This window comes from Bradyrhizobium sp. SPXBL-02 (assembly GCF_051853065.1).
Taxonomy (GTDB): Bacteria; Pseudomonadota; Alphaproteobacteria; order Rhizobiales; family Xanthobacteraceae; genus Bradyrhizobium.
The window spans coordinates 3,447,079-3,461,427 of sequence record NZ_CP182474.1; the positions used below are offsets into that span (position 1 = coordinate 3,447,079).

General features: G+C 64.5%; 11 protein-coding genes. 10 read left to right on the top strand and 1 reads right to left on the bottom strand.

All coding sequences use genetic code 11. The features are described from left to right. Window positions 1-51 precede the first annotated feature (51 nt). Window positions 52-1,257, bottom strand: coding sequence for a cytochrome c (locus ACNJYD_RS15905; protein ID WP_439366865.1), 1,206 nt, complete (start codon window positions 1,255-1,257; stop codon window positions 52-54). Between the two features lie 283 nt (window positions 1,258-1,540). On the opposite strand from ACNJYD_RS15905, the gene ACNJYD_RS15910 reads away from it, so the two are divergent. From ACNJYD_RS15910 to ACNJYD_RS15955, 10 genes are all read left to right on the top strand, one after another. Beyond that, the gene (locus tag ACNJYD_RS15910; protein ID WP_439366866.1) at window positions 1,541-5,032 is read left to right on the top strand and encodes an indolepyruvate ferredoxin oxidoreductase family protein; all 3,492 of its coding nucleotides are present in this window, start codon (window positions 1,541-1,543) and stop codon (window positions 5,030-5,032) included. A gap of 212 nt (window positions 5,033-5,244) precedes the next feature. Beyond that, window positions 5,245-6,261 (top strand): hypothetical protein, encoded by a 1,017-nt coding sequence (locus tag ACNJYD_RS15915; RefSeq protein ID WP_439366867.1) that lies wholly within the window; start codon window positions 5,245-5,247, stop codon window positions 6,259-6,261. 42 nt (window positions 6,262-6,303) lie between these two features. After that, a complete protein-coding gene (locus ACNJYD_RS15920; RefSeq protein WP_439366868.1) occupies window positions 6,304-6,810 on the top strand; it encodes a DUF4262 domain-containing protein in 507 nt (168 codons plus the stop codon). Window positions 6,811-7,734: 924 nt separating this feature from the next. Then, window positions 7,735-8,892 carry a thiolase domain-containing protein gene (locus tag ACNJYD_RS15925; protein WP_260379705.1) on the top strand — a complete coding sequence of 386 codons (1,158 nt, stop codon included), beginning with the start codon at window positions 7,735-7,737 and terminating at the stop codon, window positions 8,890-8,892. Further along, on the top strand, window positions 8,892-9,281 hold the full coding sequence (locus ACNJYD_RS15930; protein WP_439366869.1) for a Zn-ribbon domain-containing OB-fold protein: 390 nt from the start codon (window positions 8,892-8,894) through the stop codon (window positions 9,279-9,281). The genes ACNJYD_RS15925 and ACNJYD_RS15930 overlap by 1 nt, the downstream gene beginning before the upstream one ends. A gap of 206 nt (window positions 9,282-9,487) precedes the next feature. Continuing rightward, on the top strand, window positions 9,488-10,348 hold the full coding sequence (locus tag ACNJYD_RS15935) for a MaoC/PaaZ C-terminal domain-containing protein (protein WP_439366870.1): 861 nt from the start codon (window positions 9,488-9,490) through the stop codon (window positions 10,346-10,348). A gap of 185 nt (window positions 10,349-10,533) precedes the next feature. Next, complete coding sequence (locus tag ACNJYD_RS15940; protein ID WP_260379702.1) at window positions 10,534-11,415, top strand: SDR family oxidoreductase; 882 nt, start codon at window positions 10,534-10,536, stop codon at window positions 11,413-11,415. A 132-nt stretch (window positions 11,416-11,547) separates the two neighbouring features. Next, complete coding sequence (locus tag ACNJYD_RS15945; RefSeq protein WP_439366871.1) at window positions 11,548-12,501, top strand: dihydrodipicolinate synthase family protein; 954 nt, start codon at window positions 11,548-11,550, stop codon at window positions 12,499-12,501. 4 nt (window positions 12,502-12,505) lie between these two features. Then, entirely contained in the window at window positions 12,506-13,303 is a 798-nt protein-coding gene (locus ACNJYD_RS15950) for an NUDIX hydrolase (RefSeq protein WP_439366872.1), read from the top strand. Window positions 13,304-13,381: 78 nt separating this feature from the next. Further along, window positions 13,382-14,296, top strand: a complete 915-nt coding sequence (locus tag ACNJYD_RS15955; RefSeq protein ID WP_439367481.1) for a DMT family transporter — start codon at window positions 13,382-13,384, stop codon at window positions 14,294-14,296. Window positions 14,297-14,349 lie beyond the last annotated feature (53 nt).

A 14,349-nucleotide genomic window follows, 5' to 3' on the forward strand; every position in this document is an offset into this window, starting at 1 on the left:
GAAAGATGCTGGATTGCTTCGCTGCGCTCGCAATGACGGGGAGAGAGCTGACTACTTCTCCTTCCTTGCCTTCGCCACCTGTGCCGGCGTCACCAGCGGGCCCGCATTGCCCCAGGAATTGCGGATGTAGTTCGTCACCGCGGCGATCTCGGCGTCGGACAGCTGCTTGGCGTAAGCAGGCATCTCGCCAATGTTCGGCGCGCGCGGTGTCGTCACGGTGTGAGCACCGTCGAGGATGATGCGCAAGGTCGAGGACGGATTGACCGATTGCAGCAGCGCATTGCCCGGCAGCGGCGGATAGATGCGCGGGCTGCCGGTGCCGTCGGTCTCGTGGCAGGCGACGCAGAGCTTCGCATAGACGGTCTGTCCGGCCGTCATCTCGGCTTCCTCCGGCGGCGTCACGATCGTCTCGCGCCGCGCCGGCGGCTGGCTCTTCAGGTAAACCGCGATCGAACGCACATCGGCATCGCTCATCTTCGCCGTCGAGCCAACGATCACCTCGGCCATCGGTCCGCCGGCATGGCTCCTGGCGTTGCGGCCGCTCTGCAGATATTCGGCGATGTCTGCCTCGCTCCAGGATTTCAGCCCCGTGCGGGTGGCACCGTCGAGCCGCGGCGCGTACCAGCCGCCGACCTCATTGCCCGAGAGCGCCTGCGCCTGCTTGTCGGCGCCGAAATAATTCTTCGGCGTATGGCAGGCGCCGCAATGGCCGAGCCCGGTGACGAGATAGCCGCCTCTGTTCCACGCCGCGCTCTGGCTCTGGTCCGGCTCGAACAGGCCGGGCTTGAAATACAGGGCGTTCCAGATCCGCATCAGGCCGCGATAGCCGAACGGCCAGCGCAGTTCCGGCGGCTTGTTGCGGCTGACGACGGGCGCAAGGCTGCCGAGATAGGCCCGGATCGCCAGCGTGTCGTCCTTCGTCATCTTCGTGAAGTAGGGGTAGGGGAACGCCGGGTAATAGTTCGAGCCGTCGGGCGCGATGCCATAGCGCAGGGCGCGGGTGAAATCGGCATCCGCCCAGGCGCCGATCCCGGTGTCGCGGTCGGGCGTCAGGTTCGGCGCGTAGATCGCGCCGAAGGGCGTGTCGATGCGTTTGCCGCCGGCAAACGGTTTGGCCGGATCGGCGGTGTGACAGCCCGCGCAGTCGCCGGCTTCGACCAGCGCCTTGCCATAGGCGATCAGCTCCGGCGCCGGCTCGGCAATCGCCGCGCTGGCGACTGCACTGCACAACGCGATACCGGCCAGAATCGTCCGCATGCTCGGTCTCTCCTGCGACCAATCGACCCCACCCGCATGAACGCAGCGTCGATTCATTTCGCAACGACGGGGGTATGGTGACACAAATTGAAAATCGCCAACGTGTTTCAGGCCACGAAATTGCGATTTTTACCCGAGGCTTCCTTTGGTCCAGATTTGTGGTGCGGATCATGAAATATCCGACATAGAGTGGCGCAGGTGGTCGGCGCGCCCTAGCTAAAAACAACGGGCAGGCAACGACTTAAGTCAGCAAGACCTGAACAGGGCGCAAGCGAGGACAAGCATGGGCATCAACCAGGGTCCGATCAGTCTCGATCAAAAGTACACACAGCAGACCGGACACGTCTTCACCACGGGCATCCAGGCCCTGGTCCGCTTGCCGATGGCCCAGATCCGGCGCGACCGCGCCAACGGCCTCAACACCGCGGGCTTCATCTCGGGCTATCGCGGCTCGCCGCTCGGGGGTTACGACCAGCAGCTGTTCGCCGCCCGCAAGCATCTCGAGCAGTACAACATCAAGTTCCAGCCGGGCGTGAACGAGGACCTCGCCGCGACCGCGGTGTGGGGCTCGCAGCAGCTCAACCTCTCGCCGGGCGCCAAATACGACGGCGTCGTCGGCATCTGGTACGGCAAGGGCCCGGGCGTCGACCGCTGCGGCGACGTGTTCCGTCACGGCAATGCCGCGGGCTCGGCCAAGAACGGCGGCGTGCTCTGCCTTGCCGGCGACGACCACGGCGCCAAATCCTCCACCGTCCCGCATCAGTCCGACCACGCCTTCATCTCCGCGCTGATGCCGTACCTCTATCCCTCGAGCATCCACGAGATGATCGAGATGGGCCTGCTCGGCATCGCGATGTCGCGCTATTCCGGCTGCTGGGTCGGCATGAAGGTGATCACGGAGACGGTGGAGACCACCGCCGAGATCGATCTCACCGACGAGATGAAGCCTTTCATCATCCCCACCGATTTCGAGCTGCCCCCCGGCGGCCTCAACCTGCGCTGGCCCGATGACCGCTTCGAGCAGGATCGCCGCCTGCAGGACTACAAGGGCTTTGCCGCCATCGCCTTTGCCCGCGCCAACAAGGTCAACCGCGTCACCATGGATTCGCCGAACGCGCGTTTCGGCATCATGGCCTCGGGCAAGAGCTACGAGGACGTGCGCCAGGCGCTGCGCGAGCTGGGGATCACCGAGGAGGTCGCCGCTCGAATCGGCCTTCGCCTCTACAAGATCGGCATGCCCTGGCCGCTGGAGCCGGAGGGCGTGCGCAACTTCGCGGTCGGGCTCGAGGAGATCTTCATCGTCGAGGAGCGCCGCGAGATCGTCGAGAACCAGGTCAAGCAGGAGCTGTTCAACTGGCGCGACGACGTCCGGCCCCGCATCGTCGGCAAGATGGACGAGCACGACAAGCGTTTCCTGACCTTCGCCGCCGAGCTCAGCGTCGCCTCGCTCGCGACCTCGCTCACCGAGCGGCTGCTTCGACTTGATCTCAACCCCGAGATCGCGGAGATGCTCCGTGCCAAGGCCGACTGGTTCAATGGCCGCCAGGCCACGCAAATGCAGGCTGTCGCGCCGGTCTCCCGCACTCCTTATTTCTGCTCCGGCTGTCCCCACAACACCTCGACGAAAGTCCCCGAAGGCAGCCGCGCGCTCGCCGGCATCGGCTGTCACTTCATGGCGCTGTGGATGGACCGCTCGACCGAGACGTTTACGCATATGGGCGGCGAGGGCGTGCCCTGGGTCGGCATCGCGCCCTTCACCAACGAGAACCACATCTTCGCCAATCTCGGCGACGGCACCTACTTCCACTCCGGCATTCTCGCCATCCGCCAGGCGATCGCCTCCAAGGCCAATATCACCTACAAGATCCTCTACAACGACGCGGTGGCCATGACCGGCGGCCAGCGTCATGACGGCGATCTCTCGCCGCAGAAGATCATGGCCCAGCTTCATGCCGAGGGCATCAGCGAAATTTATCTGGTCTCGGAAAATCCCGACGCTTACCCGGCAGACACCATCGCGCCCGGGGTGAAGAAGTATCACCGCGACGAGCTCGACAACGTCATGAAGATGTGCCGCGAATACAAGGGCACCTCCGCGATCGTGTTCGTGCAGACCTGCGCCGCCGAGAAGCGCCGTCGCCGCAAGCGCGGCCTGATGGAGGATCCGGCGCGCCGTGTCATGATCAATCCGGCCGTCTGCGAAGGCTGCGGCGATTGCTCGGTGCAGTCGAACTGCATCTCGGTCGAGCCGCTGGAGACCGAGTTCGGCCGCAAGCGCGCCATCAACCAGTCGTCCTGCAACAAGGACTATTCCTGCTTGAAGGGATTCTGTCCGTCCTTCGTCACCATCGACGGCGGCGCGCCGCGCCACCGCGCGCCTGCCGAGTTCGCCGAGATCGGCGCGCTGCCCGAGCCGGCCTCGCGCCCGACGCTCGACAAGCCCTATAACATTGCCGTCGGCGGCGTCGGCGGCACCGGTGTGCTCACCATCGGCGCGCTGCTCGGCATGGCCGCCCATATCGAGGGCAAGGCCTCGATGATCCTCGACATGTCGGGCCTCGCGCAAAAGGGCGGGGCGGTGCTCAGCCACGTCCGCCTGTCGGATCATCCGGCCGAGGTGACCTGCTCGCGCATCGTCACCGGCACGGCCGATCTCGTGCTCGCCGCCGATGAAGTCGTCGCGGTCGCCAAGGACACGATCACCCTTTGTGACTCCACCCGCACCCGCGGCATCATCAACAGCCACGTCATTCCCACCGCCGACTTCGTCCTCAACCGCGATTTCAATTTCCAGACCCGCAAGCTGACCGGGCTGTTGGAAACCGCGCTGCACAAGGATTCGGTTTTCTTCGACTTCACCAAGCCTGCCGAGCAGCTGCTCGGCGATGCCATCGCCACCAACATGATGATGATGGGCTATGCCTATCAGAAGGGTCTGTTGCCGCTCTCCGCGGAAGCAATCGAGCAGGCCATCGAGGTCAATGGCGTCTCGATCAAGATGAACAAGGAAGCCTTCCGCCTCGGCCGTCTCGCAGTCGCCGATCCCCAGCGTCTTGCCGACATGCTGAAGGGCGCGGACGGGGTGATCGCGCCGAAGACGCTGGATGCCATGACGCTGGACGAGGTCATCGAGCATCGCGCCAAGCATCTGACCGCCTACCAGAACGCTCGTCTCGCCAAGCGCTATCGCAAGCTGGTCGACCAGGTGCGCGATGCCGCGGCAAAGGGCGGCTGTGGCGATGCACTGCCGCGCGCGGTCGCGGTGAACTATGCCAAGCTGCTGGCCTACAAGGACGAATACGAGGTCGCGCGCCTCTACACCGACGGCGCCTTCGAGCAGCAGCTCCGCGACCAGTTCGAGGGTGACTTCAAGTTCAATTTCAACCTCGCGCCGCCCATCCTGGCAAGCGGTGTCGATGCCTTGGGCCGTCCCAAGAAGCGCGCCTTCGGCCCGTGGATGCTGAACGTCTTCCGCGTGCTGGCCAAGTTCAAGTTCCTGCGCGGCACGCCGTTCGACATCTTCGGCCGCAGCGCCGACCGCAAGCTCGAGCGCGACCTGATCGCCGGCTACGAGAAGGACGTCGCCACCGTGCTCGGCCTGTTGTCGCCCGTCACGATCGACACCGCGGTGGAACTGCTGTCGCTGCCCGACCGCATCCGCGGCTACGGTCCGGTGAAGGAGAAGGCGGTCGCCGACGCCAAGGTGCGCTACGCCCAGCTCGCCGCGGACCTCGCCAACCCGCCGCCTGCGCCAAGGCAGATCGCGGCGGAGTAGGGCGGTCTCGTAGGACGGATTAGCGAAGCGTAATCCGCCACACCTATTGCCGTGGCGATCAATACGGCGGATTACGCCTTCGGCTAATCCGCCCTACGCCAGCGGACGACAATTCATCCGTTTGACAAGAGTTGTGGCGCCGCGATATCAGCAACTTGCGATAGTGAGGCGCGCCGGGCGATGCGGCCCTGCGCTATGCGGGGCGATGATCGATGTCATTGCGCACTGTGTTGATTCTGTTCCTGGCCGTCGGTGTTTTGGCGGCGTTGGGGATGTTCTGGAATCAGCATGCCATCGAACGCGTCATGCGCGATGGCTATGGCACCACCGGAAAGATCATTTCGGCCAAAGTCGTCTCGCCGCGGTTTCCGTTCGTGTTTGACGGCGGCTGGCCGCGCTATGTCGACGAAAATCTGTCGATCGGATTGCAGTGGACCGGCAGGGATGGCGTCCAGCGCGAGCGCACGGGCATTGCGGTCAGTGCTGCCTATGCGGCGCGGATCATGGTTGGCAATCAGCTCAAGCTCCTGACGATTCCCATTCAGGCTGTTGACGACGATTCATCGCTTCCGGTCATTGTCGAGGATCTCGACGACCATCTGAACCATATCCGGTCCACGTCCAGGTTCATGGCGGCGGGAGCAGGCGTTTGCGCCGTGCTCCTGATGCTCGTGATCGGATGGCAGACATGGTCGGCGCGTCGAGGCGGGCCGGGGAGTGCGACGATCGCCGCCGGAGCAAGACGTCCCTTTCCTTACATCCTCGGGACCCTGACTGCTGTGATGCTTCCGTTCGGCGGCTACATGCTGGTGAACTCCTACATTGAGCAAAGCACGTTGAATGAGATCCTTGCCCATGGCGATGAAGCTACCGCCGATGTGACCCGCGCCTACGGTGAGGTGAACAAGGCCGGTGAGGCCCCGAGCTATCTCGTGACGCTGGCGTGGACCGACAAGAGCGGACGACAGCAGGCCTACGGACCGACCCATATCAGCCCGGCGTTCTGGCGGCAGATCACGCGCAACGGCGTCCAGACCGTCAGACAGATCAGGATCCGCTATCTCACGGGCAGACCTGATGCGCGACCCCTGATCGTCGACGACGCGGCCGAGCGCCAACACCAGGACAGTTTTGGCGTGAAGGGAGGCGCTGTTTTTCTTGTCCTCGGCCTGATAATGGCCGGGCTGACCGCGTTCCGTTATCGCGCGAGCCCGAGCACCGCCTCGTAGCGAAGAGTCTGTCTTTCACCCCTCGTATCGGACGAGCGAGCAATGTTCACAGCTCTTGATGCGCCTCCCGATCGGCTCGATAAGCACGAGCAGAACTTCGTCGAGAAAGTTCGCAATCACGGCTGGTTTGGCACGCATGTCTTCCCCGATGGCGAAGGACCGGGCTTCGCCTACACGACCGGATTCTGGCTGAAGTTCAGGTTTCCGGAGATGATCGTGTTTTCAATGGGGCAGCAGACCGCCCAGGATACGTTCTGGACGATCTACCACGAACTCGACGCAGGACGGCGACCGCTGGTCGGCGAGCCCACCGATGCGCTGTTTGAGAATGTCGCCGCCGTGCTCCTTCCGGTGGCGTTGCAGCACTACCGCTCGCATCTCGGATGGAGCAGATGGTTCTACGGCAATGATGAGTTCGAATGCCTGCAAGTCGCGTACCCCGATCGCGACGGGCATTTTCCCTGGGCTGCGGAGGCATCCGCTGAGGCCCGTGCCGCACAGCCCGACCTGACGGAAGGCAACTGGTTGGGACGGCGCAAGGTCCCGTAGGGTGGGCAAAGGCGCGAAGCGCCGTGCCCACGACCTCGCCATGATTGCGCAAAAGACGTGGGCACGCTTCGCTTTGCCCACCCTACGACACCATCCCTTGTGTTATTGCCGGGCGAAACATCCAAGAGACGAGTCAATCCCCACGCGCAAAAACATTCCGCTTTACCGAAATTCGGAATTGTCGTATCCCTCCGCCACCTCATCCCTCTCAGAGGGGCGTATCGCGATCGTCACGAAACGCGGGGTGAGCGGCGGTGGACGCGGGCTGCGTCGCGCGAGTCTCTCGCGCACGACGGGCGCGGTCTCGCGTACGGCAAAATCGTGTGGTCCTGACGCCCGGGGTCTGTGCGTCAAGTCTTGTGGGTCACTCGCAAGGCGACGGGGGCAATAGTGCATCGCTCCCCGGGGAGAGCGCGACATAAGCCGTAAAGCCACTGCGCAGGGAAGGCCGGATGTTTGGCTTCACCTGTATGCCGCTGTGCATCTGTTCTTCGCGCAATTCGCGCACAGCGGACCGTGGGTGCCAGCCGGCACCCGGTCTTCCCTGCGCCCTCTGTTTCCGGAGGGAGGCAAGACGGGAGCATAACTTGGGCGAGATACGCCGCGAGGATGCGGGCGTGTGTCTGCGATTCAGTTGTGAGTGGAAAGAGCGACGTCGGTATCCGCGAACTCCGTCATTGCGAGCGCAGCGAAGCAATCCAGAATCCCTTAATGGAGGGACTCTGGATTGCTTCGTCGCAAGGGCTCCTCGCAATGACGACGCGGCAGTCGGTTCGCTTCCTATCCGGGGCCCGGATTTCCCATGCGCTCCTCTCGCGCCAACCCGCCGCTCTCTCGCGGCGCGGAATATTTCCGCGCTTGCCAATCAGCCCGGTGCGGTTCAGAAAAAAGAGCCAAGACGAGACGCGAGCGGAGACAGAAGTTTTGACCATCAAGGGCAAGGCCTACATTGCCGGGATCTACGAACACCCGACCCGGCATGCGCCGGACAAATCCACCGCCCAGCTTCATGCCGAGGTCGCCAAGGGTGCGATCGAGGATGCCGGGATCAGCAAGGACGATGTCGACGGCTATTTCTGCGCGGGCGATGCGCCCGGCGGCGCGTGGCCGATGGTCGATTATCTCGGTTTGAACACCAAGAAGCTTCGCCACGTCGATTCCACCGAGACCGGCGGCTGTTCCTACATCATCCATCTCGGCCATGCCGCCGAGGCGATCGCCGCGGGCAAATGCTCGATCGCGCTCGTTACGCTCGCCGGCAAGCCGCGCACCGGCGCGATGCCGCCCCGCGCAGCCGGCGCCGAGGCCGATTTCGAATCCGCTTACGGGGCGACCACGCACAATGCCTATGGCATGTGTGCCATGCGCCACATGCACGACTATGGCACCACCTCTGAGCAGCTCGCCTGGATCAAGGTCGCGGCCTCCCACCATGCGCAATACAATCCGCATGCGATGCTCAAGGACGTCGTCACCGTCGAGGACGTGCTGAACTCGCCGATGATCTCCGATCCCCTGCATCGCATGGATTGCTGCGTCGTCTCCGACGGCGGCGGCGCGCTGATCGTGACGACACCGGAGATTGCCAAGAGCCTGAAGAAGCCGCTGGTGCGCCTGATCGGCCATGGCGAGGCGATGAAGGGTCCGCGTGGCGGCAAGGATCTCGACCTCACATATTCTGCCGGCGTCTGGTCCGGCCCGCGCGCGTTCGAGGAAGCCGGCATCACGCCGAAGGACATCAAATACGCCTCGATCTATGACAGCTTCACCATCACGGTGCTGATGCAGCTGGAAGACCTCGGCTTCTGCAAGAAGGGCGAGGGCGGCAAGTTCGTCGCCGACGGCAATCTGATCTCGGGCGTCGGCAAGCTGCCGTTCAACACCGATGGCGGCGGCCTCTGCAGCAACCATCCGGTCAACCGCGGCGGCATGACCAAGATCCTCGAGGCTGTCAGGCAGCTGCGCGGCGAGGCGCATCCGAAGGTGCAGGTCAAGAACTGCGATCTCGCCATCGCCCACGGCACCGGCGGCCTGCTCGGCGTCCGCCACGCCGCCTCGACGGCCATTCTGGAGCGCGTGTGATGAGCGAAGTGAAAAAGTATCCGGCTCCTGTCACGAACCCCGAGACCGCCGCGTTCTGGGACGCGGCGAAAGAGGGCAAGTTCATGATCAAGCGCTGCACCGCCTGCGGCGAGGCGCATTACTTCCCGCGCTCGATCTGCCCGTTCTGCTACTCCGACAAGACGGTGTGGGAGCAGGCTTCCGGCGAGGGCACGATCTACACCTACAGCCTGATGCGGAAATCGCCGACCGGCCCATACGCCATCGGCTACGTCACGCTGAAGGAGGGCCCGTCGGTGCAGACCAATTTCGTCGATTGCGATCTTACGACGCTCAAAATCGGCCAGAAGGTGAAGGTGGTGTTCAAGCCGACCGACGGCGCTCCGCTGCCGTTCTTCACGGCTGTCTAAGATTCTTCCCTTCTCCCCTTGTGGGAGAAGGTGGCGCGAAGCGCCGGATGAGGGGTCTGTCTCAACGGAGAGAGCTATCGATGTGGAAGCAACCCCTCACCCAAATGAGTTTGCGGCACGGCTCTCGTTGCCCTCTCCCACAAGGGGAGAGGGCACATTAACGAGCGCCGCTGCTCGCGGAGATACCTGGGAGAAAGACAAACAACATGTCCGCCAGATACGAAGAGCTCAAAGGCCTGAAAAACCTCGGCCAGAAATACGCCTACACCGACCGCGAGGTGATGCTCTACGCCTACGGCATCGGGCTCGGCGCCGATCCCATGGACGAGAACGAGCTCGCCTTCGTCAACGAGGGCACATACACGCCGCGCCCGCTGAAGGTGGTGCCGACCTTCGCCTCCGTCGCGGCTTGGGGCTCGGGGCCCGGCGAGATGAATCTCAACCGCGTCATGGTGGTCGACGGTGAACGCGACATCACCTTCCATCAGCCGCTGCCGGTCGCTGCGAACATCACAGCCGACTCCTCCGTGCTCGAAGTCTACGACAAGGGCAAGGACAAAGGCGTCGTCATCGTTCACCAGACCGTGCTGAAGAACGAGAAGGGCGACAAGCTGGCAACGCTGGTCGCCTCGCGCTTTGCCCGCGGCGATGGCGGCTTCGGCGGACCGAACCTGACCCAGCCGGATCCGCATAAGATCCCGTCGCGCAGCCCCGACAAGACCATCGACATCACCACGCGCCCCGACCAGGCACTGGTCTATCGCCTCTGCGGCGACCGCAACCCGTTGCACTCCGATCCGGAGTTCGCCAGGAAGGCTGGCTTCCCGCGTCCGATCCTGCACGGCATGTGCACCTACGGCATCACCTGCCGCGGCGTGCTCCAGACCTATGCCGACTACGACGCGAGCGCCTTCCGCCAGCATGTCGCGCGGTTCTCCTCGCCGGTCTATCCCGGCGAGACCGTGACCATGGACCTCTGGAAGGACGGCAACGTGATCTCGTTCGAAGCCAAGGTGAAGTCGCGCGGGGTGACGGTGATCAAGAACGGCAAGACGGTGCTGGGTTAGCAACTCGGTACGGCCGTCGTCTCCCTCGCCCCGCTCTTGCGGGGAGAGGGTGGGGTGAGGGGCCCTCACCACGAGTCGGGACGGTTTTGAGACCTGTACCCCCTCACCCGGATCGCAAGAGCGATCCGACCTCTCCCCGCAGGCGGGGAGAGGTTAGAAAGAAACAAAAACAGGGAGACGCCACCATGGGAGGACTACTCGACGGCAAGGTTGCGCTGATCACCGGCGCGGGCGGCGGGCTCGGTGAGGCCTATGCAAAGCTGTTCGCGCGGGAAGGGGCCTCGGTCGTCGTGAACGATCTCGGCGGTCCCCGCGACGGCTCCGGAGCCGACAAGTCCATGGCGCAGCAGGTGGTGGACGCGATCAAGGCCGAGGGCGGCAAGGCGGTCGCCAACGGTGCCGACATCTCCACCATGGAAGGCGGCCAGTCGGTGTTCGACGACGCCATCAAGCACTTCGGCCGGGCCGACATCCTCGTCAACAATGCCGGCATTTTGCGTGATCAGACCTTCGCAAAAGCGTCGGAAGCCGACTGGGACAAGGTCATCAAGGTTCATCTGAAGGGCACCTTTTGTTGCACCCTGCCGGTGTTTCGCTGGATGCGGGAAAACGGCGGCGGCGTCATCGTCAACACCTCCTCGACATCAGGGCTGATCGGCAATTTCGGCCAGACCAATTACGGCGCGGCGAAGGGCGGCATCTGGGGCCTGTCCAACGTGCTCGCGATCGAAGGCCGCAAGTACAACATTCGGATCTGGACGCTGGCCCCGGGCGCCCTGACCCGCATGACCGCAGACCTGCCCCGCTATAAGGAGAACCCCGGCGCCGCACTCGGGCCGGACGGCATCGCGCCGGCCGTGCTATACATGGTCAGCGACTTGTCGGGCGATCAGACCGGCAAGGTGCTGGGCGTATCCGGGCCCCGCGGCGTGCGCGAAATGCGGATGATGGAGATGGAAGGCTGGAAGCCGCCGCACTCGGGCTGGAAGGCCCAGGACATCGTCGATCACGCCAAGGAGATCTTCTTCTCCGAGGAGCAGATCAAGATGGGGGCGCGGCGGGTTTAGCCACACGGTCATTCCGGGGCGCGACGAAGTCGCGAGCCCGGAATCCATAACCCCGGCTTGTGGTTATGGATTCCGGGCCTGGCCCTGCGGGCCATCCCGGAATGACGACAAAGAGAGAGACAAGGAAAGACGATGAAACTCACCCCCGACGCCAAGGGCACCTTCGCAATCGCGCCGACGCCGTTCCACGACGACGGCCGGATCGACGAGCGCTCGATCGACCGCCTGACCGATTTCTACGAGGAGGTTGGCTGCGACGGCGTCACGGTGCTGGGCATCCTCGGCGAGGCTCCGAAACTCGATGCCACTGAAGCCGAGCAGGTGGCGGTACGCTACGTCAAGCGCGCCAAGAAGATGCAGGTGATCGTCGGCGTTTCCGCGCCGGGCTTTGCCACCATGCGCTCGCTGGCGAAGGCCTCGATGGACGCGGGCGCGGCCGGCGTCATGATCGCGCCGCCGCCGTCGCTGCGCACCGACGACCAGATCGTCGGCTATTTCAAGCAGGCGGCGGAAGCGATCGGCCCGGATGTGCCCTGGGTGCTGCAGGACTATCCGCTGACCTTGCAGGTCGTGTTCACCCCCGCCGTGATCCGCAAGATCGTCATGGACAATCCGAACTGCGTGATGCTCAAGCACGAGGACTGGCCGGGCCTGGAGAAGATCTCGATGTTGCGCGGCTTCCAGAAGGACGGCTCGCTCCGTCCGCTCTCGATCCTCTGCGGCAATGGCGGCACGTTCCTGGACTTCGAGATGGAGCGCGGCGCCGACGGCGCCATGACCGGTTACGCCTTCCCGGAGCTCCTGATCGACGTCGTGAACCTCTCCAAGGCCGGCAAGCGCGACGCTGCGCATGACATCTTCGACGCGCATCTGCCGCTGATCCGCTACGAGCAGCAGCCCGGCGTCGGCCTGACGGTGCGCAAATACGTGCTCCAGAAGCGCGGCATCATCGCCTCCAGCGCGCAGCGCAAGCCCGGCGCGACGATGACGGCGACGGCCAAGGCCGAGGTCGATTATCTCTTGTCGCGGGTCGCCCGCTTCGACAAGCGCGCCAATCTCGGCCCGCAATCCAGCGCCGCGGGTTAGTTGCATGGCCGAGACATCATCATCACGCCCGGCCTCGACGATCCTGCTGCTTCGCGACGGCGCAGCACGGGAAATCGAAGTCTTCATGATGGTTCGCCATCATCAGATCGAGTTCAACTCGGGCGCGCTGGTGTTTCCCGGCGGCAGCGTCGATGCCGGCGACAACGAGATCGTCGCCCGCGCCGACCTCTATTCGGGCGGCGAGGGCCTCAGCGAAGCGGACCGCGGCTTTCGGATCGCCGCGATCCGCGAGACGTTTGAGGAAAGCGGCATCCTGCTGGCGCGCTCCAGGGACACGGGCGCGCCCGTTGATGCCAAGCGTGCAGGGGAGATCGCCGACGCGCATCGCGTCGCGCTCAACGAGCACAAGATCAGCTTCCTCAGCATTCTCGGCGACCACGGTCTCCAGCTCGCGCTCGACACGCTCGTGCCCTACGCGCACTGGATCACGCCCGAGGGTATGCCGAAACGGTTCGACACTTGGTTCTTTCTTGCCGCAGCACCGCCCGACCAGCTCGGCGCGCATGACGGCCGCGAGTCCACCGATTCGATCTGGATCTCGCCGCGCGAGGCGGTGGAGGGCGGGGAGAGCGGCCGCTTCAAGCTGCCGTTCCCGACCACGCGCAACCTGATCCGGCTCGCCAAGCAGCCGAGCGTGAGTGCGGCGCTGGAGCACGCCCGCGGCCTCTCCATCGTCACGGTGATGCCGGTCATGACCAAGACCGAAACCGGCCGCCAGCTCCGCATCCCTCGCGACGCCGGCTATGACGGCGAGGTGTTCGAGGTTGGGGCGGTCGGCTAGTACACTTCGATATTGAACGAAGTATCGAGGGCCGCGTTGGCGCTAGATTCCGTCCACGAGAAGGACGGAATGCGCACCATGGACACCCGGCAGGACACCAACATCGCGCTCGAGCTGGCCCTGCTGGTCGCGCTCGCAACGCTGTGGGGCGGCTCCTACACCTTCATCAAGCTCGGCGTCGCCACCATCCCGCCGGTCACGCTGATCGCGGCGCGCACGGCCATTGCCGGCCTGCTGCTGCTCGTGATCATGTGGATGCGGGGCATCAGAATGCCGACCGATGTCGCGAGCTGGCAGCGCTTCGCGTTCCAGGCCGTGCTCAACAGCGTCATCCCCTGGACGCTGATCGCCTGGGGCGAGCGCCATGTCGACGCCGCGCTCGCCACCATCCTCAACTCGGCCGGGCCGATCTTCACCTTCCTGCTCACGTCGCTAATCACCCGTCACGAGGCGACGACGCCGCGAAAACTGTTCGGCGTGGTCGCGGGCATGGCCGGCATCCTGCTGATCGTCGGCGTCGATGCCTTCCATGACATCGGCAGCGGCCTCATCGCCGAGGCCGCCATCGTCGCCGCCACCATCTGCTATGCCTGCGCCGCGATCTTCGGCCGCAGCTTCAAAGGCCTCGATCCCATGGCGCCCGCGGCCGGCTCGCTGCTGGCGGGGGCAGCGGTCCTGATCCCGGCCTCCCTGATCATCGAGCAGCCCTGGACGCTGTCGCCTTCGCTGAGCTCGGTGCTGGCACTGTCGGCGCTCGCGGTGTTTTCGACCGCGGCGGCGTTCGTGATCTATTTCCGCCTGATCCAGACCCTGGGCTCGGTCGGCACCACCGCGCAGGCCTACCTGCGGGTGCCGATCGGGGTCGCCATCAGCGTCGCGTTCCTCGGCGAGGCCTTGAGCCGGACCGCCTGGATCGGCTTGGCCTGCGTCGTCCTCGGCGTCGCCGCCATGACGATCCCGGCCCGCAGGGCAGCCAGCGTCAAACTGTCGTAAAGCTGAGGCGGGCGGCAAGTCCCGATATTAACGATATTCCGCGTCCCGAGGCA

Excerpts from the sequence above, each read along its gene's own strand:
- ACNJYD_RS15915 (WP_439366867.1), top strand. The coding sequence starts at position 5,245 with ATGTCATTGCGCACTGTGTTGATTCTGTTCCTGGCCGTCGGTGTTTTG.
- ACNJYD_RS15930 (WP_439366869.1), top strand. The coding sequence starts at position 8,892 with ATGAGCGAAGTGAAAAAGTATCCGGCTCCTGTCACGAACCCCGAGACC.
- ACNJYD_RS15935 (WP_439366870.1), top strand. The coding sequence starts at position 9,488 with ATGTCCGCCAGATACGAAGAGCTCAAAGGCCTGAAAAACCTCGGCCAG.
- ACNJYD_RS15940 (WP_260379702.1), top strand. The coding sequence starts at position 10,534 with ATGGGAGGACTACTCGACGGCAAGGTTGCGCTGATCACCGGCGCGGGC.
- ACNJYD_RS15920 (WP_439366868.1), top strand. The coding sequence starts at position 6,304 with ATGTTCACAGCTCTTGATGCGCCTCCCGATCGGCTCGATAAGCACGAG.
- ACNJYD_RS15905 (WP_439366865.1), bottom strand. The coding sequence starts at position 1,257 with ATGCGGACGATTCTGGCCGGTATCGCGTTGTGCAGTGCAGTCGCCAGC.
- ACNJYD_RS15955 (WP_439367481.1), top strand. The coding sequence starts at position 13,382 with ATGGACACCCGGCAGGACACCAACATCGCGCTCGAGCTGGCCCTGCTG.
- ACNJYD_RS15910 (WP_439366866.1), top strand. The coding sequence starts at position 1,541 with ATGGGCATCAACCAGGGTCCGATCAGTCTCGATCAAAAGTACACACAG.
- ACNJYD_RS15950 (WP_439366872.1), top strand. The coding sequence starts at position 12,506 with ATGGCCGAGACATCATCATCACGCCCGGCCTCGACGATCCTGCTGCTT.
- ACNJYD_RS15945 (WP_439366871.1), top strand. The coding sequence starts at position 11,548 with ATGAAACTCACCCCCGACGCCAAGGGCACCTTCGCAATCGCGCCGACG.